The 21,058-nt window shown below is 32.7% G+C and carries 19 protein-coding genes; 11 read left to right on the top strand and 8 right to left on the bottom strand.

Going from position 1 to position 21,058, the window contains the following annotated elements; translation table 11 throughout:
• The 4 genes from SA378_RS05990 to SA378_RS05975 all read left to right on the top strand — a co-directional run.
• The coding region (locus SA378_RS05990; RefSeq protein WP_318525072.1) for an OB-fold nucleic acid binding domain-containing protein at positions 1 to 608 on the top strand (608 nt) is incomplete at its 5' end.
• 11 nt (positions 609 to 619) lie between these two features.
• Complete coding sequence (gene pfkA, locus SA378_RS05985) at positions 620 to 1,579, top strand: 6-phosphofructokinase (protein ID WP_318525071.1); 960 nt, start codon at positions 620 to 622, stop codon at positions 1,577 to 1,579.
• A gap of 24 nt (positions 1,580 to 1,603) precedes the next feature.
• On the top strand, positions 1,604 to 3,361 hold the full coding sequence (gene pyk, locus SA378_RS05980) for a pyruvate kinase (RefSeq protein ID WP_318525073.1): 1,758 nt from the start codon (positions 1,604 to 1,606) through the stop codon (positions 3,359 to 3,361).
• A gap of 42 nt (positions 3,362 to 3,403) precedes the next feature.
• Entirely contained in the window at positions 3,404 to 4,492 is a 1,089-nt protein-coding gene (locus tag SA378_RS05975; RefSeq protein WP_318525070.1) for an AI-2E family transporter, read from the top strand.
• A gap of 49 nt (positions 4,493 to 4,541) precedes the next feature.
• Here the strand turns inward: SA378_RS05975 and SA378_RS05970 are convergent, their stop codons facing one another.
• Positions 4,542 to 5,495, bottom strand: a complete 954-nt coding sequence (locus SA378_RS05970; protein WP_318525069.1) for a hypothetical protein — start codon at positions 5,493 to 5,495, stop codon at positions 4,542 to 4,544.
• Between the two features lie 218 nt (positions 5,496 to 5,713).
• Here SA378_RS05970 and SA378_RS05965 point away from each other — a divergent pair, with 218 nt between their 5' ends.
• Positions 5,714 to 6,232, top strand: coding sequence for a peptidylprolyl isomerase (locus SA378_RS05965; protein ID WP_318525068.1), 519 nt, complete (start codon positions 5,714 to 5,716; stop codon positions 6,230 to 6,232).
• Between the two features lie 36 nt (positions 6,233 to 6,268).
• Here the strand turns inward: SA378_RS05965 and SA378_RS05960 are convergent, their stop codons facing one another.
• The 3 genes from SA378_RS05960 to SA378_RS05950 all read right to left on the bottom strand — a co-directional run bounded on the left by SA378_RS05960 (position 6,269) and on the right by SA378_RS05950 (position 11,241).
• Positions 6,269 to 9,307 (bottom strand): SbcC/MukB-like Walker B domain-containing protein, encoded by a 3,039-nt coding sequence (locus SA378_RS05960; protein WP_318525067.1) that lies wholly within the window; start codon positions 9,305 to 9,307, stop codon positions 6,269 to 6,271.
• Positions 9,304 to 10,428: an exonuclease SbcCD subunit D gene (locus tag SA378_RS05955; RefSeq protein WP_318525066.1), complete on the bottom strand. Its 1,125-nt coding sequence runs from the start codon at positions 10,426 to 10,428 to the stop codon at positions 9,304 to 9,306. Before SA378_RS05955 ends, SA378_RS05960 begins: the two co-directional genes overlap by 4 nt.
• A gap of 177 nt (positions 10,429 to 10,605) precedes the next feature.
• Positions 10,606 to 11,241 (bottom strand): lactate utilization protein, encoded by a 636-nt coding sequence (locus SA378_RS05950; RefSeq protein WP_318525065.1) that lies wholly within the window; start codon positions 11,239 to 11,241, stop codon positions 10,606 to 10,608.
• Between the two features lie 146 nt (positions 11,242 to 11,387).
• On the opposite strand from SA378_RS05950, the gene pepT reads away from it, so the two are divergent.
• On the top strand, positions 11,388 to 12,605 hold the full coding sequence (pepT, locus tag SA378_RS05945; protein WP_318525064.1) for a peptidase T: 1,218 nt from the start codon (positions 11,388 to 11,390) through the stop codon (positions 12,603 to 12,605).
• Positions 12,606 to 12,688: 83 nt separating this feature from the next.
• Here pepT and SA378_RS05940 read toward each other — a convergent pair whose 3' ends face one another.
• Together SA378_RS05940 and SA378_RS05935 are read right to left on the bottom strand one after the other, a co-directional pair.
• Positions 12,689 to 14,317 carry an S-layer homology domain-containing protein gene (locus SA378_RS05940; protein ID WP_318525063.1) on the bottom strand — a complete coding sequence of 543 codons (1,629 nt, stop codon included), beginning with the start codon at positions 14,315 to 14,317 and terminating at the stop codon, positions 12,689 to 12,691.
• A 9-nt stretch (positions 14,318 to 14,326) separates the two neighbouring features.
• Complete coding sequence (locus SA378_RS05935; RefSeq protein ID WP_318525062.1) at positions 14,327 to 16,216, bottom strand: Eco57I restriction-modification methylase domain-containing protein; 1,890 nt, start codon at positions 16,214 to 16,216, stop codon at positions 14,327 to 14,329.
• A 112-nt stretch (positions 16,217 to 16,328) separates the two neighbouring features.
• Between SA378_RS05935 and SA378_RS05930 the strand changes: the two genes are divergently transcribed.
• From SA378_RS05930 to hisS, 4 genes are all read left to right on the top strand, one after another.
• On the top strand, positions 16,329 to 16,556 hold the full coding sequence (locus SA378_RS05930) for a DUF1659 domain-containing protein (RefSeq protein WP_318525061.1): 228 nt from the start codon (positions 16,329 to 16,331) through the stop codon (positions 16,554 to 16,556).
• A 49-nt stretch (positions 16,557 to 16,605) separates the two neighbouring features.
• Positions 16,606 to 16,818 carry a DUF2922 domain-containing protein gene (locus SA378_RS05925; RefSeq protein WP_318525060.1) on the top strand — a complete coding sequence of 71 codons (213 nt, stop codon included), beginning with the start codon at positions 16,606 to 16,608 and terminating at the stop codon, positions 16,816 to 16,818.
• A 129-nt stretch (positions 16,819 to 16,947) separates the two neighbouring features.
• Positions 16,948 to 18,273 carry a D-serine ammonia-lyase gene (gene dsdA / locus SA378_RS05920; protein WP_412178676.1) on the top strand — a complete coding sequence of 442 codons (1,326 nt, stop codon included), beginning with the start codon at positions 16,948 to 16,950 and terminating at the stop codon, positions 18,271 to 18,273.
• 186 nt (positions 18,274 to 18,459) lie between these two features.
• The gene (gene hisS, locus SA378_RS05915) at positions 18,460 to 19,716 is read left to right on the top strand and encodes a histidine--tRNA ligase (protein WP_318525058.1); all 1,257 of its coding nucleotides are present in this window, start codon (positions 18,460 to 18,462) and stop codon (positions 19,714 to 19,716) included.
• A gap of 17 nt (positions 19,717 to 19,733) precedes the next feature.
• Here hisS and SA378_RS05910 read toward each other — a convergent pair whose 3' ends face one another.
• Together SA378_RS05910 and SA378_RS05905 are read right to left on the bottom strand one after the other, a co-directional pair.
• Positions 19,734 to 20,198 carry a nucleoside recognition domain-containing protein gene (locus SA378_RS05910; protein ID WP_318525057.1) on the bottom strand — a complete coding sequence of 155 codons (465 nt, stop codon included), beginning with the start codon at positions 20,196 to 20,198 and terminating at the stop codon, positions 19,734 to 19,736.
• Positions 20,199 to 20,203: 5 nt separating this feature from the next.
• Positions 20,204 to 20,626: a nucleoside recognition domain-containing protein gene (locus tag SA378_RS05905; RefSeq protein ID WP_318525056.1), complete on the bottom strand. Its 423-nt coding sequence runs from the start codon at positions 20,624 to 20,626 to the stop codon at positions 20,204 to 20,206.
• A 181-nt stretch (positions 20,627 to 20,807) separates the two neighbouring features.
• Here SA378_RS05905 and SA378_RS05900 point away from each other — a divergent pair.
• Positions 20,808 to 21,058 (top strand): hypothetical protein (locus tag SA378_RS05900; protein ID WP_318525055.1); only part of this gene is annotated, 251 nt, incomplete at its 3' end.

Below are 21,058 nucleotides of genomic sequence, written 5' to 3'. Positions count from 1 at the left end.
AGCTTGATAAAACAGCAACTACCAATTCCAGCGAAATTACTGAATTAAAAAATGCAAATGAAGCAGGTGAAGAAAACAATAATCTTCATGATGGAAGCAAAGTGGTAATAGGCGGAATAATTATAAAAAAACAAAATAAAATAACAAAGAACAACAATATGATGTCGTTTATAACTTTGGAAGACTTGTACGGTACTGTGGAAGTGATTATTTTTCCTAAAGTTTACGAGAACTGCAAAGAAATTTTATACGAAGACAATATAGTTTTAATTGAAGGAGTAATAAATGCAGCAGAAGAGGAAGCACCGAAGCTTATAGGAAATAAAATTACAGAGCTAAAAAAAAGTGCATCCGCCAGCGCTTACAAAAATACAAAAGAAAGAAAGTTATATTTAAAAGTTGCTGACAAAAGGCATTATATGAAAATAAAAAATGATTTGTTTTCAAATATTTGTAAGTGCAATGGAAATGATTGTGTTATAATTTATAATGAAAAAGATAAAACAAACATGGTTTTGCCTAAAAAAAATTGGGTAAATATAGAAAATGAAAATTTAATAAATAATTTAAAGAAAATATTGGGAGAAAACAATATAGCAATTAAATGAGGGAGGCATGTATGAAAAAAATTGGAGTACTTACCAGCGGGGGAGATGCGCCGGGCATGAATGCTGCCATAAGGGCAGTTGTAAGGTTTGCAATTTTCAATAATATAAATGTTGTAGGAATAAAAAACGGCTTCAGAGGTTTGGTAGAAGGTGACGGCATAGAGATGAACCTTTCATCTGTTGCAGATATTATACATCGCGGAGGAACAGTTCTTGGAAGCGCGAGAAGCAAAGAGTTTCAACAAGAAGATGGCTTTAAAAAAGCTTTAAACAATATAAAATATCTTGGAATAGACGGATTGGTTACAATTGGAGGGGACGGAACCTTCAAGGGTGCTCTGGAGCTTGGAAAAGCTGGAGTTCCAACCATAGGAATACCAGGAACTATTGACAATGATTTGCCATACACTCAATACACTTTGGGGTTTTTCACTGCACTCACTACAGTACTTGAATCTGTAGAAAAAATCAGAGATACATCCTCATCTCACGGAAGGACAAATGTAATTCAGGTAATGGGAAGGAATTGTGGAGACATTGCTCTTTATGCAGGACTTGCCGGAGGTGCTGAAATGGTTATAATTCCTGAAGTTGAGTATAATATAGATGAAGTGTGCGATAAAATAATGCAGGGAAGAGCAAGGGGCAAAAAACACAGCATTATTATTTTGGCAGAAGGAGCTGGTGATGCCAAGAATATAAGCGAGATAATAGAGAAAAAAACTGGTGTTGGCACCAGATATTCGGTTTTAGGATATACTCAAAGAGGAGGAACACCATCAGCCTTTGACAGATTGATAGGAAGCCAGATGGGAGCAAAAGCGGTTGAGTTGTTAAATAATTCAATTTCTAACAGAGTGCTTGGAGTTAATGGAAATGAAATATTTCATATGGATATAACAGAAGCACTTTCAATGAAGAAACAATTTGATGAAAATACATATGAGCTAACAAAAATATTGTCCATATAAAAGGAGATGAAAATATTGCGAAAATTGCGCAAAACAAAAATAGTGTGCACCATAGGTCCAGCATCACAAGATGAAAACATATTTAAAGAATTGGTTTTAAACGGATTAAATGTAGCAAGACTTAACTTTTCTCATGGAAGCCAAGAAGAGCATAAAGCAAAAATAGATGTAATAAAAAAAGTGAGAGAAGAACTTGGAACAACAACAGCAATAATGTTAGATACAAAAGGCCCTGAAATAAGAACAAGGGATTTTGAAAATAATCAGGCAGAACTTGTAAAAGGGCAGGAGTTCGTACTTACAACAAGGAACATTCTCGGCAATGAAAAAATCACAAGCGTTACATATGAGAAATTTGCGCAAGATGTTGAACCGGGTAATATTGTACTTATGGATGACGGACTAATTTGCCTGGAAGTTATTGAAAAAATCGATGATACAGATTTAAAATGTATAGTTAATAATGGCGGAACGATAAAAAATAAAAAAGGCATCAATGTTCCAAATGTAAAATTAAATTTACCTGCATTAAATGACAGAGACATAAGCGATATAAAATTTGGAATTGAACAAGATGTTGATTTTATTGCAGCATCTTTCATAAGAAAAGCAGATGACGTCATAGCAATCAGAAGGATTTTAGAAGAAGGAAACGCCGATCACATAATGATTATTTCAAAAATAGAGAACAGGCAAGGCGTTGAGAATATTGATGAAATAATAAAAGTGTCAGATGGAATAATGGTTGCAAGAGGTGATTTGGGGGTAGAAATACCCGCTGAAGAGGTGCCGTTAGTACAAAAGACATTGATTAAAAAATGCAATGATGCCGGTAAACCTGTAATTACAGCAACACAAATGCTGGATTCCATGATGAGAAATCCAAGACCTACAAGAGCAGAAGTGTCAGATGTTGCAACAGCAATATTTGAAGGGTCAGATGCCATAATGCTTTCCGGAGAAACTGCATCAGGAAGTTATCCCACAGAAGCAGTGAAAACTATGGACAGAATTGCTACAATGATTGAAAACTCTCTTGATTATGAAGAAATATTAAAAAGTAAAAATACAGGGCTCAATAACAGCATTACAAATTCCATAAGTTATGCAACTTGCAAAACTTGTTTGGATTTAAAAGCTTCAGCAATTATATCAGCTACTTCATCAGGATATACAGCTGCAGCAGTATCAAGATACAGACCGGTTGCTCCTGTAATAGCTGCAACTGAAAGCGAGTATGTAATGCGCAAAATGTCACTTTATTGGGGAGTGTATCCAATAAAAATTGATAAATTTCAATCAACTGACGAAATAATAGAAAAATCAGTAGACAAGGCTTTAGAACTCGGCTACATAGAAAATGGCGACATTACAATTGTAACAGCAGGAGTTCCTGTGGGAGTGTCAGGAAGTACAAATTTATTGAAAGTGCATATTGTCAGTGAACTTCTTTACAAAAAAGTTGGAGTTGGAAAGGAAACTGTTGTTGCGAGGGCGAGAGTTGCTAAAAATGCAGCAGAATTGAGAGATAAATTTGAAGATGGTGATATTATCGTAATGAATTCAACTGAAAAGGATGTTGTTGAGTTTATGGAAAAAGCTTCGGCAATAATTGTTGAAGAAGGCGGATTGACATCCCATGCTTTTATTGTAGGAATGAATTTATGCAAGGAAGTAATAGTTGGTGCCGAAAACTGCACAAAGGAAATAAAAGATGGTGAAATTTTAACTGTAAACGGTAAACTAGGTGTTGTATACAGAGGGCAGGCTAAAATAATGTAACTGGGAGGGACAATTATAGACAAGTACAAAAGTATAGTAAAAATGTCATTGCCTATATTGGCTATGGTGTTGCTGATTTTATTGTGTGTTTTCAGTCCTCATACATTCGGCTGGATTGCAGAATCTTTTAAACCTGTTATTTATGCTCTGGTAATAGCTTATTTATTAGATTCGGTTGTGACATTTTTTATGAAAAAACTAAAAGTGAGAAGAGCACAAGGAATTTTTTTAGCATGTATAATTTTAATTGGCTTAATAGGAACATTAATATATAAAGTAGTTCCACAGATAGTTGAAAATATCAATAACATAATGACTTTCATCATGGATGGAAATGTGGATATTGTTCAAATATTATCTGATATGAAAAACAAAATAGACAATCAGTATTTTGCATATGTTACTGACTATATTTTGCAGGCAAGTCAATCAGTAAAAAGCATTATCAATGATTTACTTATAGAAATGTCTAATTTTTTGATGAAACTGGTAACAAATATTGGCTCAAGTACTTTTACCGTAGTTACAAGTTTTATTATCAATATTTACATGTTGTCTGAAAAAGAGGATATACTTGCAAGAGGCAGAAGACTTATATATGCATATTTTGATAAAAATACGGCCAAAAAATATCTATATGTATTCAGCAGGGGCAATTCAATTTTTAAAAGTTTTTTAAACGGGAAAATTTTAGATTCTACAATAGTGGGCATAATATGTGTCATAGTATTTTACATATTTAAAGTGCCATATGCACCGTTATTAGGAACTATTATAGGTGTATTTAACATTATTCCATACTTTGGACCAATTATAGGTTCTGTACCTGTTATAGTTGTATCATTTTTTGTAGATCCACCAAAGGCCTTGACTGCTTTGATAATAATTTTAGTGATACAACAGTTGGACGCAAATATTCTTGATCCAAAAATAGTAGGTGGAAATGTTGGTGTAAGCCCATTTTGGATTATTACTTCAGTAACTGTCGGAGGAAACTTGTTTGGAGTTCCAGGCATGATTCTTGGAGTTCCGATTGTAGTTCTTATAAAAACAATAGTTGAAGAATCCATAGAAATGCGTTTAATTGAAAAAGGAATAGGTGACATAGAAAAAGATAACATGCATAAATAAGGTAACAAAAAACCTGCTGAATAAGCAGGTTTTATTGTAAGTTTTCTTATTAATCTTCTGTGGATGTTGTTCTTGGTCGGCAGCAATTACCGCCACCAGAGTTTTCGTCAATTTGTCTTGGGAACAGTCTTGGGAATGTCGGGCAAATTGATGCTTGTTCTGGTGATAATTGAGTGAAGCCTGTAGAGAGTACACAAAGCTGTACCGGAACTACAATTTTCTTTTCACATGATATACAGAGTGAAATAATAAGATTGATTGACAACTCTCCTGTTCTAGGGTCTAATGTAAAGTCTCTTTGAATACTGTTTGTTGCAAGTCTTACTATGCATGACAGGTTGCAAAATTCAGTGAATCTTGGCAAAAATGCTGAGTCAACTACTGAAGGGACGCAGATTTCAAAGAAATTAGTCAATACTAACGGGTTGCATTTATCTGCTATTTCCACAACAGCTGTTAATGTAATTATACTTTCATTATCTGAGTTGCAAGGAGAAACAACTAAATCAATTTCAACCTCTACACAACCTGTTACTTCTATATTTTGTGTTCCAAATATCGGAGTTCCTTGGTCTAAATCATCACAGAATGATGTGTCTGCATAAATTAGCTTTTGACTTAAAGTACCATCAGGACCTACAACTTTGTAGTCCCCATCTCCTTTTTTTACAAATTGTCCGCCGGACAATGTAGTTTTAGGGTTGATTTTTAAATTACAGTCATCACAAATATCGTCTGGGTTGAAGAATTTTTTGCATCTTATGTCTGCTATTCTGATAATGTTTGTTCCGCATCCTAAATGTGGTTCAAAAACCGTATCTTGCGCAGTTTTTAAACCTTGTAAATTAAATAGTACTGCATCATAAACTTTTTGAACATAAATTGGTTCTGTTACTACATTTCTTAATGTGCCATCCCAATCACAGCCAGATTGACCTGTACAGCATCTATCTACAATACCACAAGTTCCTGCGATTGCATTGTTATTATTTGAGCATCTCATGCTGGTATAACCTCCTCATAATTTACTGTTACTTTACTTCAATATATTCCAGACTGTTTCAGTTGTTACAAAGCATTTGTTAAAACACAATAGTATAATTGTTATTTAAAAAATTAAGCTGAAAAATATTTAGAGATTAAATAAATAACATTATATGTTGAATTATTTTTAATGTTAGTGTAAAGTATAATAAAGAATATAACAATTATGGAGGATTTATGAATTTACCAATAGTAACATTTGAATTTGAAAACGGTGATGTAATTAAAGCTGAATTGTACCCTGAAATAGCTCCAATCACTGTTAATAATTTTGTTTCATTAATTAACAAAAAATTTTATGATGGAAAGATTTTTCACAGAGTAATAGAAGGATTTATGATTCAAGGAGGATGCCCAAACGGAAATGGAATGGGAGGTCCGGGATACTCTATTAAAGGAGAGTTTACAAGCAATGGTTTTAAAAATGATTTAAAACATGATGCAGGAGTTTTGTCAATGGCAAGATCTATGTCTCCAAATTCTGCAGGCTCACAGTTTTTTATCATGCATAAAAAATCTTCACATCTTGACGGACAATATGCTGCTTTTGGAAAAGTAATCGAAGGCCTTGATGTTGTAGACAAAATAGCTAAAACAAAAAGAGACCGCTCAGATAGACCGGTTCAAGAAGTTAAGTTAAACAAAGTAACAGTTGAAACTTTCGGAGAAACATACCCAGAACCTGAAAAAATATAAAAAAATCGTGCCATTTACTGGCACGATTTTATAAAATCAACTGTTAATTATCAAGAATGAACCATTTCTGTCCTTTTGTACTGTTATTGATGCTTCAACTGTTTCTTTAAGCAATTGAACATGCGATATAATTCCAACAAGTCTTTTAGAACCCTTGACAGAACTCAAAATATTTAAGGCATCAGCAATGGATGAAGAGTCCAGACTTCCAAAGCCTTCATCTATAAACATTGTATCAATTTTAATACCACCGGATTGAGACTGCACCACTGATGACAATCCTAATGAAAGTGCAAGGGAAACGAGAAACTTCTCTCCTCCTGACAAACCGGCAACTCCTCTTTTTTCACCTGAATAACCATCAAATACTTCAAGTTCCAAGCCTGCTTTTCTTGACCTTCCGCTTCCCTCAAGCGTCCTGCAAAGTTGGTATCTTCCGTCATGAACATTTTTCAAAAGGCGGTTTGCCTCAACTGTAACAGAAGTAAGCATTACACCAAGCACGTAACGCCTTAAACTTATTCCTTTATCACCTCTTAAAGTTATCCCAAAGTTATAATAAGTATCGTATTTGTGCATTAATTCCTGCAATATTTTTTGCTCTTTTGAAACTTTTCTTATTATTGTTTCCAGGCGATTTTTCCCGTCGGTGTGCAATGCAATTTGCTTCTCATGCTCTGTAATATTTTTTTCAAGTGAGGAAACTGCGTTTTTAATTGCATCCAAATTTGGCTTCGTTTTATTTTTAGTTAAAAATTCAAGTCTTTCCAGGTTTTTGGCAACAGAACCCTTTTCAATAATGTAATTTTGAATTTGCTTGTCCCAATCGTCCAGTATATCCTGATTAACCAAATTAGATTTAAACTCTTCAGTATCAGCAAAGTTGTTTGATTTAAGTATTTCAATATATTCTGATTTAGCTTCATTGTATTCATCGCATAATTTGTCTGTCTGTTCCTTTAAATACATTAAACTTGTATTAGATGAACTTAATTTTTTGTCAGCATTGTTGTATTGTTCAGTAATACTTATCAGTTTATTTGAATAGTCGTTTATCTTTGCAGCAAAATCATTAATTTTATTTATTAAATCAGCTTCACTTTCTATACCGTCTATTTTACGTTCACTGAGTGAATTGTACTTAGCCTGACTTTCTTCCTTTAATTTGCTTTGGACAGACAAATCGTTATTAATTAAAATTAATTCACCTTCAAGTTTGCTTGTTTGCGCGGTAAGTTTCGTTTCTGTAGCAATTATTTCTTGTAATTTATTGATTTCTGATTCTGCTTTTTTAAGGCAAGTATATATATTTTCCTTAGAATAGCTATTTAAATTTTTGGAAAGTTCGTTAATTTCATTTTGGAGTTCTTGCATTTTTTCAGATTTTGATGTTTTTGCTGCATCTTGTTTTGCAATAATGTTGTTTAGCTCCATCGAATTTTCATTTAATTTATCAAGTGCTACTCGCAAATCATTTATTTGTGAAGAATCAACATTGCTGTCAGACTTTGATGCCTTTTCGGGATGATGGATGCTGCCGCACACAGGGCATTTTTTCCCATCTTCAAGTTCTTCGCTTATTAAAAATGCAGCTTGCCCAATGTATTTACCGTACAAACTATCATACTCTTTTTTTTGCAATACAAATGAATTTTTGCATTCTTCAAGGTCTTTTTTAAGTACATTCAATGCATTGTTTGCTTTATTAATTTCCGTTTGAATTATTTGAACTTCAGCAGTTTTTTTATCCATCATATTAAATTTTTCGGCTTTTTCTTTTAATTCAGGAAGTTTTAAACTGTAATTATTAAATATGAAATCTTTCATTTGTGAATATTTCTGCAGTTTTTCTTTGGTTGAATTTAAAAGCTTTTGCTTGTTTAATTCTTCATTTCTGAGGTCTTCATATTTCTTGTTTTGCTTGTCAGCATCTGTTTTTGAACTGGTTATTTGACTGTATACTTCAGTAAGACCTTCAGCTTTAATTTTATTCTCTTTTAACTTTTCAATGTATTCTTCGTTCTTTTTTAGTTCTTGCAGTGATTTTTCGGTTTTATCCTTTATATCAATGCAAATAGCATTATTTTTCTGTTCTTTTTCCAGCTTTTCTTTTGATTCATTAAACTTTCTTTGGACGTTTATTACATATGTATATTTTTGTTCAACGTTTAATGCTTTTCTTCCTTTTTCAAGTTTAGCTGAAAGAATATCCGTTTTTTCTTGTTGCTCTATTATTTTTTTAAGTTCTTTTTCCGTTCTGCTTTTTTCTTCAAATAAATTAAATGTGTCATTTTGAAGTTCAAGCTTTATTTTTTCGTCTTTAAGAAGTTCTTCTGATTTAAATTTTTCTTTAGTGATATTTTCAATTGATTCTGTTAAATTTGAAATTTTGGTCTCTAAATCTTCCTTAGTTTCTGCATTTTCAGATTTTAGCATTACATTAATATTTTCTCTTTTTAAAACGACATCTTTGCTGATGTTTCTAGCTTCGTTGCAAATCCATTCAGCTGCCTCCTGCCATTTTTTTGCATTGAACAAAGTAACAAGTATTTCTTCTTTTTCATCTGATTTTGCAACCAGAAGTTTTTCAAACTTACCTTGAGGAAGCATTATTACCTGTATGAATTGTTCGTGGTTGAGCCCAATAATCTCGCATGATTTTTGTTCTACATCTTTAATTTTTGGATTTTCAAAAAATGGCACAAATATTCCGTCTTTATTTAAAAACATGGCATTTTGCGCAACATTGTAATCTTTGCTTCCATTTCTTTTTGTTTTGATGATTATATTCCTGGTGAATTTATATGTTTTTTCTGAAATTTTAAATATAAATTCTACTTCGGTAGGTATTTCTTCCTTTGCCATCTGGCAGCGCATGGCTGTAATGTCTCCGCGATTTCCTCCGCTTGACTTGCCGTAAAGTGCATATGTAATTGCATCGAGAATTGTAGTCTTGCCGGAACCTGTTATTCCATGAATTAAAAATACTCCTGAATTTTCAAATTTATCAAATTCAATTTCCTGCTTTTTTACATAGGGGCCGAAGGCTTGAAAGGACAGTTTGATTGGTATCATTTAGTTACCTCCTCGTCCTGAATTGCAGTCATAGCCCGCTGAAACAAATTGATTTGTTCCTCAGTCACATCACATCCTGTTACTTCTCGGTAAAACTTTTCCAGTATATCATTTGGTGTCATCTTGTACAATTCATCAACGGTAAGTTCATTTTCTTCTTTTTCATTCATTCTACCTGAAATATTGAGCAAATTATTGTAGTGCGTTCTGAAAAGTTCCACTGCTTCCATACCTGCGTACATGTCTGAAATTTCTATTTTAATGTAGTCATCTTTGTGCGCATCATTTTGCGCAACAGCAAGAACTTCATCAAAGGTGCCTTTGATAACTCTGGTTTCTCTAAGAGGAATTACTTCTATTTCTTCAACTTTTATTTCATCACTGATATCCAATATTGTAATAGTCTTTGTGTTAGTTGATTCACTGAAAGAATATTTAAGAGGAGAACCGCTGTATCTGATGTTGTAACCTCTGTTTTGTGCTTTGTGAAGATGTCCCATTGCCACATAGTCAAAGCCGTCAAATATGTCAGCTGACACTACAGACGTTCCTCCAACCATTGCAGTTCTGTCACTTTCTGAAAGAACCGAACCGCTCACAAAGCAGTGGCACATCAGTATGTTTTTTTTACCCGGTTGGAAACTTTGTTTAATGTTTTTTATAACTAAGTTCATTGCGTCTGAGTAGGTGCTGATTTTTTCCTCCGGATAAAGTGCTTTTACTTCATCCGCATTAAAGTAGGGCAGAGGGTAAATATTTAAATTTTCCAACTCCACAGCTTTTATATCATTTGAAAGCTTTCCGTTTATATATAGACCTGCTTTCTTTAACAGCTCGTTGCATGATGCAAGCCTCGCTGCTCCATCGTGATTTCCTGCAGCAATAATGACAGGAATTCCTATTTCATTGCATAGCCTGGTAACAGCATAATTGTACAAAGTTATTGCTTCTGAACTGGATACTGAATAATCAAAGACATCGCCGGCAATCACTACTGCATCAATGTTTTTTTCTTTCACAACATTTATCAAATAGTCTATGAAATGTCTTTGCTCCTCAGCTAATGAAGCATTGTGCAGACTGATTCCCAAATGCCAATCAGATGTATGAATTATTTTCATTATAATCTCCGTTTTTCTATATGACCTCTCAGCTTGATGAAAAGTAAACTTTTCGACCTTGTCATTCTGAGGCGTAGCCGAAGAATCTCATGTTTTCAACAAAGATGAGATCCTTCACTATGTTCAGGATGACATAAAAGTGGTATTTAATCTATAGTTATCCAATGGATCTCAATGTTAAAAACCTAAATGTTCTCCAACTAATATTACTTTAATTCTGTTTTGCGGCTTGCAAAATCTTGTTGTTAATATTTGACAGCATATAGTGTCGCTCATAGTGCATTCTGTGCATTTACCTGTAAAGTGGCAAGGGGTTTGTGAATTTGTTCTGAATGTGTTAGGTACAGTAGCATCAGCCCTTACTTTTTTTATTGCAACATCTAAGTCAGTCACAACTTTGTTCATTCCTGCAATTACTATAACACTGTCTGGCCCGTAGCAGTAAGCAGCTAAACGGTTACCATTACCATCTATGTTTAAAAGTTCCCCATCCATTGTTATTGCATTAGTACTTGTTAAAAAAACATCTGCTGTCAAGGCCTGTTTCATTAACTTAACTCTTTCTTGGGGAGATGTAGCTTTATCTCTGTCAATTACTGCAATATGTTTTTCTTCAAGAAGATTTTTAATGTTAAGTTCATCAATAGTACAGGAACCGCCCCATGATACTACAGCATCTTGACTGATAAGAGACATAGCTTTTTCTACTGCTTCTTCTTTAGTATCAAAATAATATCCTTCCATATATCTTTTTTGAAGGTTTTTAATTATTGTTGCACTTTTAACTTTGTAAGATTCTTTAATGAAATCCATTGTAACCCTCCTTGTTATGTTGGTTGTTTCGCTCATTATATAACAAATTTGTTGCGATTTCAATTGTAAATTATGAATGTTGATATCTGTATATCTAGGTGTTATAATAATTTATAAAATGAAAATTTTCATAGAAAGGATATAATATGAAAGTACACGAAAGATTTTTAAATTATGTGAATTTTGACACTCAGTCAGTAGAAGATGTTGAAGCGATTCCAAGCAGTGAAAAACAAAAGGTTTTAGCAGCTTTTTTAGTTGAAGAAATGAAGCAAATTGGAATCAAAGATGCTTACATGGATGAACATGGCTATGTGTACGGAACATTGGCTAAAAACACGGAAAAGCAAGTTTCTGTAATAGGATTTATTGCTCATATGGATACATCTCCTGACATGCCGGGAAATGATATTAAACCAAAAATCATACATAATTATGACGGCAGTGATATTGTATTAAATGAAGAAAAAAATATAGTTATGAAAACAAGCGTGTTTGAACACTTGTTAAATTATGTTGGCAATGATTTAATAGTCACTGACGGAACAACCCTGTTGGGAGCTGACGACAAGGCAGGCATTGCAGAAATAATGTCTATGGCTGAATTTTTAATAAATAATCCGGATATTGAACACGGTACTGTTAAAATAGGTTTTACTCCTGATGAAGAAGTAGGAAACGGAGCAAATTTATTTAATGTGGAAGATTTCGGTGCAGACTTTGCCTATACTGTGGACGGGGGAGCGCTTGGAGAAATAGAATATGAAAATTTCAATGCAGCAAGTGCAAAAGTTACAATAAACGGAGCTAATATCCACCCTGGCTCTGCAAAAAACAAAATGAAAAACTCTATATTAATTGCAATGGAATTTCAAAGCATGCTTCCTGTACATGAAACTCCTGACAATACAGAAAACTACGAGGGTTTCAACCATTTGAATGATATAAGCGGAGATGTTGAGAAAACAAATTTAAATTATATTGTGCGTGACCATGACACAGATAAATTTAATATTAAAAAAGAAAGATTTATTAAAATTTCAAATTATTTAAATGAAAAATATGGAGAAGGCACTGTAGTTGTTGAATTGAAAGATTCTTATTACAACATGAAAGAAAAAATTCTTCCTCACATGCACATTGTTGAGACCGCTCAAACAGCTATGAAAAATATTGGAATTGAGCCGGAAGTAGTTCCGATAAGAGGTGGAACAGATGGAGCAAGGTTGTCATACATGGGGCTTCCATGTCCTAATCTTTGTACCGGCGGTCACAATTATCATGGAAGATACGAATATGTTCCAATTCAATCCATGGAAAAAACAGTTGAACTGTTAACAGAAATAGTGAAATTATACGCCTAATAAAAAGAGATCCTTCGAGCGCTCAGGATGACAACGAATTATGACGTTGTCATCCTGAGGGTAAGCCCAAAGGATCGCATTTTTTATTCTTTTACTTTTTTTAAAATACCTGTATAAGTGTCGTCTAACTGCAGTTTATTTGTACTGTACATTTTAAAAGCCTTGATTATTTCATAATCATTTAATGCTTCAACAAAAGCTCTTTCCTTTTCACCGATAAAGTTCAATGCGTAAAGTCTGTTTAATGAATATTTGTTAAAGATACTTTCATAATTTGCCAAGCTACTTGTAGATGGCTTAACAGTTTTTTCTATCAATAACATATCCACAAGCTCTACAACCTTTGAAATGTAGTTAAAAGGGATAGGAGGATCTAAATTGTATCTGTACAATGTAGTGCCTTTATACAATGAAAAACTATAATTTCCAAAACTGTAATTTCTAAAATCAATTGTACCTGAATCTGCTGCCAAACCCCAATTAATATCTAGAAGAGAAGGTATGCTGTTAGCTTTTTTTAAATCATCAAAAACCAGGGTTTTAAGCATTTCTTTATTGTTGTTTTTAATATAAAATGCATATCTGTAAAATAAAATATTTGCTCTTGCATTGTCGCTTGTTGTGATGTTATCCCATTTTTCCAAAGCATCAATGTACAAATTTTCTTTAACGTTATACTTGCTTACTGCTGCGAAAACTTGCATTAGTTCAGAATTTTTAAAATCGTTTCTCGCGATAATATTTGCTAAAATTTCATTTGCAAATTCGGTTTTTTCTGAATCGTTGTAGCTTCCGAAAGTTATCATATAAAAATTAGTGCCTGCAACGTTGTAGTAACCGCTTGAACGCAATGTTTCCATTGTTTCCACAGCATTTAAATCATACAAATGAGAATCCTCAGGAAAAATGTATCCTCCAAATGATATATATTCTAGTGTATCCTTAGCTTTTATGAATTTTTTGTCGTTAGCGTTAGTAGTGTTTAAGTTATATGTTCCAAAATAGGAATACATATCTTCGCCCTTAATAGGCATAAATTCGAGCTTAGTTAAATATTTGCTTGCATCGCTTGTCTTAATGTCCAAATAAACTCTTTTTATTAATGCTGCTGATTCCGCTCTGGTAATATTAGTGCTTCCCCTGAAAGTTTTGTTTTCGTATCCAACAATTATTCCTGCATTTTTAAGTCTTCGTATTTCATCATAATATTTGTTGCTGGTGCTTACATCGCTTAAATTCAGCGGGTTGTCATAAATAGAATCCTTACAGAAAGCTGCGATGAGAGCAGCTGATTCTTCTCTTGTTATTGCTTTGTTGGGATAAAAATTTGTTCCTGGGAAAATATCCTTAAAAGAATAACTGTTGTTTGATTTTAAATGTTCATACATAGAAATAATAAAAGTATAAGACCAATGTTTGTTTGACATATCACTGTAAGTTATGTCACTTGTATAAACTTCATTCATTTGATTTTGTCTGTAAGCCGTTCTTGCTAATATGGTAATAAACTCAGCTCTTGTAATATTATTTTCCGGCTTAAATGTAAAGTCGCCATAGCCTTTGAAAACCTGCAATGTGTTTGAAGCAAAATCAATATCACTTTGTGCCCAGTGATTATAAGTGTCATAATACACGGTTCTTGCAAAGACTGTCTGAATGGATAACACAATAAAAATAGTAATAAAAAATAATAGCTTGTTAAATTGTCTCAATATGCGTCATCACCTTTTTTGTATATATTTATTTATAATGTTATTTACCTCCTCTTCGCTTATATTAAACACCTTTTTTAGGAAAAATTCAATACTAATTTTTCCTAAATCAGATATATTTTGTTGCGTGCTTTCCTGAGGTAAATAAATTTTAACATTATTCAATTTATTAGGATAATATTCATATAAGTTATTCCCGACTTTTTTTGTTTGACACTTGAAATAAAATTCGAAAACATTAGAATTTAAATAAGAAATCATGTAGTCAGAGACGACATTTTCGTGCAAATCATTGATAAAATAAATATCAGCACTGCAAAAATATTCATTTGTATCGTAATAAAAATTATTGCCTTTCGACTTATAAGGGAAAACAATTTTAGGGTTTTCGAAGTCAAATTGATTACGACCCCACTGCAACTCATACCATTTTCTAAATCCCTTAATACATTCTCTTCTTTCCATTAATTTTTCATGGTAGGTTGATAAATATTTTATTGCATTAGGACAACTAAATTCATTTTCTATATTATTTGAATATATTAAGTACAAATTATTATATTTAATTCCATCATCCCTTATGTTGCTGTTTTTAATCCATTTTCTAAGCAGAAAACTCTCAATTTTATATTTTTCGATAGTTTCTTCATCAACAATAAAGGCTTTGTCTAAACCTGTTATAATACCTTGTTTTATATTGCATACATCCTTAATGTATGTGTTGGAAATACTTTCAATTCGGTCAAAAAGTTGTTCGTCACAATCCTTTAATATAATCCAGCCTGAATTTTTAAGCTTGTTTTGACTAAAATTGAATTTTTCGGTAAAATCATTGTCCTCATTGCATTTGACGTATGAAAAGTCGTCTTTGTTCCCGGCAATATTTGACAGTGTTATAACTGCAGGACTTACCATTACATCCTTGAAAATATTGCTTCCGCTGTAATCTAGCAAAGATACAATATGAAAATTGCTAATTATAAATGTTCTTAGCTTGTCTGCATAAAGTGCTTCCATAAAATACCGCGACGTTATAAAAGAGATAATGCCATCTGATGAGAGCAAATCCTTGCTTTTTTTAAAAAAACAATAAGAAATATCAGCCTTGTCATAGAATACATCCTGATATTTTTCATAAAGTACTTTTTTGTATTCTGCAGAAGAATTTTTATGTCCTACATATGGTGGATTTCCCACTATAATATCAAATTTGTTTACATAGTTAAAATCAAATGAATCAATTAAAAAATCCGTATTAATAATATTAAAATTAACCTGAGTGCAAGCAGAGCAAAAAAGCAAGCCCATTTTTGTTAAAAATATTGAAAAATCATCAATATCTATGCCATAAAGCATATGCTCCAAAATATATCTGTCATCAACATTTTCTAAACACTGATTTTTAATCTTTTTGAATGCTTCAATAAGAAAGTATCCTCCGCCACATGAAGGATCAAGAATGGTGGTGTTTTTGTCAATTGATTTAACGGTAAATATTTGGGTGAGCATTTGATCTATAATTTTAATTGGAGTATATACTTGTCCCAAAGATTTTCTTTCCTTTGAAGTAAGCAAAATTTCATAAAGAGAAGCAGGCTGAAAGTTTTCTGAAAAATCATCCCTGTTGTTAGAAATTAATTCATATATTTTTTCTTCAGCAAAAAAGAAATTAAGATTAAATTTTTTATATTTCGTAAATATATTCATATCATCTTCATTTAAACCATATTTACATTTGAAATATGAAAAATTATCGTTTAAAATATCAAAACCATTTAACCTACAGCTGTAAATTACGTTGCATATAAAAAAGATTACATATTTTACTCTGCATATATAATCGCTGTTATCCATGTTTTTAATTATAATATTAATTTCCTTAATAATTGATTTATTCATAATTACCTCTTGATTTAATATCATATGCACATATTATCATGTTGCAGAAATTTTATCAATACAATTGGCACACAATTGCTATATAGTATTAAAATCATCTGGAGGTGATAAAATGGCAGTAGTAGCAAATCAGGCAGATTCCAAATTTAAGATTGTTCTTAATGCAGGAGTTGATGAAAACAACAAAGACATTATTAAAAGTAAGACATTTTCAAACGTTAAGTCAACTGTTACAAATGATAACTTGTTTAACCTTGGAGTTTCATTGGCAGGACTTCAGGCACACGCACTTACAAATGTAGTGAGATACGAAGAATATCAGCTGATTAATGAAATATAAGAATATCAAGATATTATAATTAAATGAATTTTAAGGAAGGGGTGATAGAATGGCAAAAAAATTAGTAATGGCATTTGTAACAGCGCTAGGGGCGACATCATCCATGACAATTGATGATCCTAAAGATGCTTTAACAGAAGCTGAAGTAAGAACAGTTATGGAATCAATTATTGCTCAAAATGTATTCAATACAAGCAAAGGCGATTTAACTGAAATAAAATCAGCTGAAATTATAACAACAACAGAAGAAATTTTAATATAAAAAATGGTAATAATATGATATAATGATGTAAAATTTTGTATGTCATCCTGAGCGATAGCGAAGGACCTCATCTAAATAATGAGATTCTTTGTCTGCTCCTCAGGGTGACATAAAACGGGAGGCACCATGATAAATAAGAATGAATTACTAAATAAAAGTGAAAGCCTTAAAAATGTTTCGGAACTAAAAGAAGTATTGTGGCTTAATCCTAAATTAATTCAATATAAAGAAGCTGCAGAAATACTCAATGTGGATTTATCAGCAATAGACGATGCTGAAAATCGTCTCAATAAATTTGCACCGTTGATAAAAATATTATTTCCGGAAACAGAATCTTCTAACGGTATAATTGAATCACCATTGAAAGAAATAAGTGATATGAAGAATCAGCTGGAATTGTCGTACAACACTAAAATTACAGGAAAATTATTGCTTAAAATGGACAGCCACCTTGCAATAGCAGGATCGGTAAAGGCTAGAGGCGGCATCTATGAAGTGCTGAAATATGCTGAAACACTAGCATTAAATAACAATATGATTACAAAAGATGAAGATTATTCAGTGCTGGCACAGCAGAAATACAGAGATTTTTTCAATCAGTATAAAATACAGGTAGGCTCCACAGGAAACTTGGGACTAAGCATTGGTATAACTTCCGCTGCGTTGGGATTTAAAGTTGCAGTACATATGTCGGCAGATGCAAAACAATGGAAAAAAGATTTGTTGCGTTCAAAAGGTGCAACAGTTGTGGAATATGACAGCGATTTTTCAAAAGCAGTTGAAGAAGGACGAAAACTTTCAGACCAGGATCCGATGAGTTACTTTGTTGATGATGAGAATTCCATGAATTTATTTTTAGGATACAGTGTAGCAGCAAGAAGATTGGAAAAACAAATTAATGATATGAATATTTTAGTGGATGAGAATCATCCTCTGTTTGTATACCTGCCTTGCGGAGTAGGAGGAGCACCCGGAGGAATTACATATGGACTTAAATCCGTTTATATGGACAATGTGCATTGCTTTTTTGTAGAACCTACTCATTCACCATGCATGCTCATAGGAATGGCTACAGGTCTTCATAATGACATATGTGTGCAGGATTTGGGAATTGACGGGAAAACTCATGCAGATGGTCTTGCGGTAGGCAGACCTTCAAAATTAGTAGGCAAAAAAATGGACCATTTATTAGGAGGAGTTTTCACAGTATCAGACAGCAAACTTTATGATAATATGCGTTTCCTTAGCAGTTCAGAAAACATCAACATTGAGCCGTCAGCATGTGCGGCATTTGAAGGCGTAATAAAAATGGAGCAGTCAGAGGAAGGCAAAAAGTACATAAAAGATAATAAACTAGAAAATAAAATGAAAAATGCAACTCATATTGCATGGGCAACAGGTGGAAGCCTTGTGCCTGAAGAAATAAACAAACAATTTTTAGAAACATACCTGTAATTAATTGTTCATGAGCAAAGCGAAGGATCTCATCATTACTTTGAACATGCGAATATACTTATGTCATCCTGAGCAAAGCGAAGGATCTCATCATTACTTAAAACATGTAAAAAAATATTGTAAACTTATAATTAATTTGTTAACATAGACTAAAACGTAAAATAACGTAAAATGACGGAGGATTACATGAAAGTTAATTTAAACCCTGCGAAAGGTATGCGTGATATAACGCCGCAGGAAAAAGAAATCAGAGATTATGTAGAAGGTGTTATAGTAAATACATACAAACAAAGCGGATTTGAACTTATTGAAACACCGGTAGTTGAAAATATAGAAAATTTAATAGGCAGCAAAGGTGGAGAAAATCTTAAATTAATATTTAAAATATTAAAAAGAGGTGAGAAGCTTGACTTTGCAAAAGAAGGACTGACGGAAGAGGACTTGGCTGATTTAGGCTTAAGATATGACCTTACAGTTCCTTTAAGCCGTTTTTACTGTAACAACCGTTCAAGCTTACCGACAGTATTTAAAGCAATGCAGGTCGGAAATGTGTTCAGAGCTGAAAGAGCACAAAAGGGAAGATACAGAAGTTTCAAGCAGTGTGACATAGATATAATCGGAGATGGAACAAAAGCTGCAGAATTAGAGCTTATAGCAACAACTGCAAAAGCGTTGACTGCACTTGATGTTAAAGACTTCGTGGTAAGATTCAATGACAGAAGAGTTTTAAAAGCAGTTATATTAAACTGTGGATTTTCAGAAGAAGAGTTTGACGGCGTGTGCATAGTTGTTGATAAATTAGACAAAGTTGGAATATCAGGTGTTGAGAAAGAATTAAATGATAAAGAATACAACGCAGAATCCACTAAAAAATTAATCAGTGCGCTTGAAAGCATCAATAAAAATGGAACAGACAGTCTTATTGAATATGGCGTTTCAGAAGAAGTAGTTGAAGAAATAAAAGACGTTTTAGATCAAGCAAGAATTTATGCGAACGGCAATTATGACATTGAATTTGACTTTACATTGATAAGAGGAATGGGATATTATACAGGTTCGATTTTTGAAATTGCATACAAAAATCTTGGATACTCCATAGCAGGAGGAGGAAGATACGATGAAATGGTTGGAAATTTCATTGGAGAAAAAATTCCTGCAATAGGATTTTCAATAGGATTTGAAAGATTGGTAAATCAATTACTGGATGAAAAATTCAAAGTACCTAGACTGGAAAAATTAGTATTGTTGTATGATGCATCAGATAAATACATAAATGTTTTGAAAAAAGCAGATGAATTAAGAAATGAAGGGTATACAGTTGCTGTTTATGAAAAAGCGAAGAAATTGGGAAAACAGTTAAACCAATTCAAAGATTACGGATACAATAAATTCGCATTATACAATAGCGATGAAACAGAAGTAAAAGATTTATCTGATAATTAAAATAAAAAGCAAGGATTTTAGTTAATCCTTGCTTTTTTTACTTCTACTTGTGTTTCTTTTTTTATTATCTTAGAAAAAATGAAAGTGATAAGTGTAGCAGCTATCAATCTTGCAGACAACAATGCAAATACATTTGCTCCTGCAGCTGAAAAGATTATAGTATCTTCAAAAACAGCGTGGCACATAGATAAAAACATGCAGATTAAAAAAATGCTTCTTTTATCAATATCATAATCCTTTGCACTTTGTATAATAGCACCCGCGCCTATAGTTAATCCGAAAATCATACCGAATACAAGAGAAATGCTTGACTCTTCGCTCAGAGTAAAAAAGTTTGCAATTGGTTTAAATGCATTTGATATTTTGTCTATGAGCTTCGTATCCTTGAATATTTCTATTACAATCATTACCGGAATGAGAACCCTCGCAATACTCCACAAAAAAGAAATTAAATTAATTAATAAATTTATAATTATATCCATAATAATCACCCGAATATCCTGTTGTATAAGAATCCCATCACAATTGAAAAAAACAGCCTCAATGTTATACTCGCAAAAGAGCTTACACCAAGTTTTTTTACTACAGCTCCTTCAGTTATTAAACTATGAGCTATTGAAACCATTATTGCCAAAGTTGTTACTTGAACACCTGTAAGTTCAATAACAGCCATTGCTCCTAAGGCAGCGTAACCACCGGAAAAGTAACCTAATATCAATACTAAGGATGATTCCCCCGGTAGGCCGAAAACAGACATGATAGGGGTACAGAAGTCTGCAATAATATTTAAAATTCCTGAAATCGAAAGAAGTTGAACGCCAATATAAACAGGGATAAGTATTTTTGACAAATCGAAAAAAGTTACAATACCCTTATAAAGTCCTCTCTTAAAAGTGTCAGCAGTAACCATAATGTGTCCTCCTTAATTAATAACTAGGATTATAGCATAACAAGAAGCAAAACTCAAGTACAAACAAACACCCTTATATCATCCTGAACAAAGTGAAGGATCTCATCTTTGTTTTATCAATTGACACTTAGTGTTATGTTTGTTAGAATTATTAAAAAAGCAGTTCGACGTGGAGGAACAGATGAAGTTCAAAAACTTGATGATATTAATAATTCTAATTATTATTTTTTCAATAGATGCAGTATATGCAGATGAATTAGAAGAAGTCACAAAATTAACAACTTATTCATCAACCTACAATAAATATACAAATAATCCCTATGGCTATGAAATGACTATACTTAATAGTCTGGAATTAAATGAAGAAATTGTTAGTGTAAAAAGCAGATTTGAATCAGAAAATCTTGTGGTAGAAGTTTTATATGACAATTT

The organism is Sedimentibacter sp., assembly GCF_033447055.1.
In the GTDB taxonomy this organism is placed as follows: Bacteria; Bacillota; Clostridia; order Tissierellales; family Sedimentibacteraceae; genus Sedimentibacter.
This window is presented reverse-complemented; position numbering and strand designations above follow the sequence as displayed.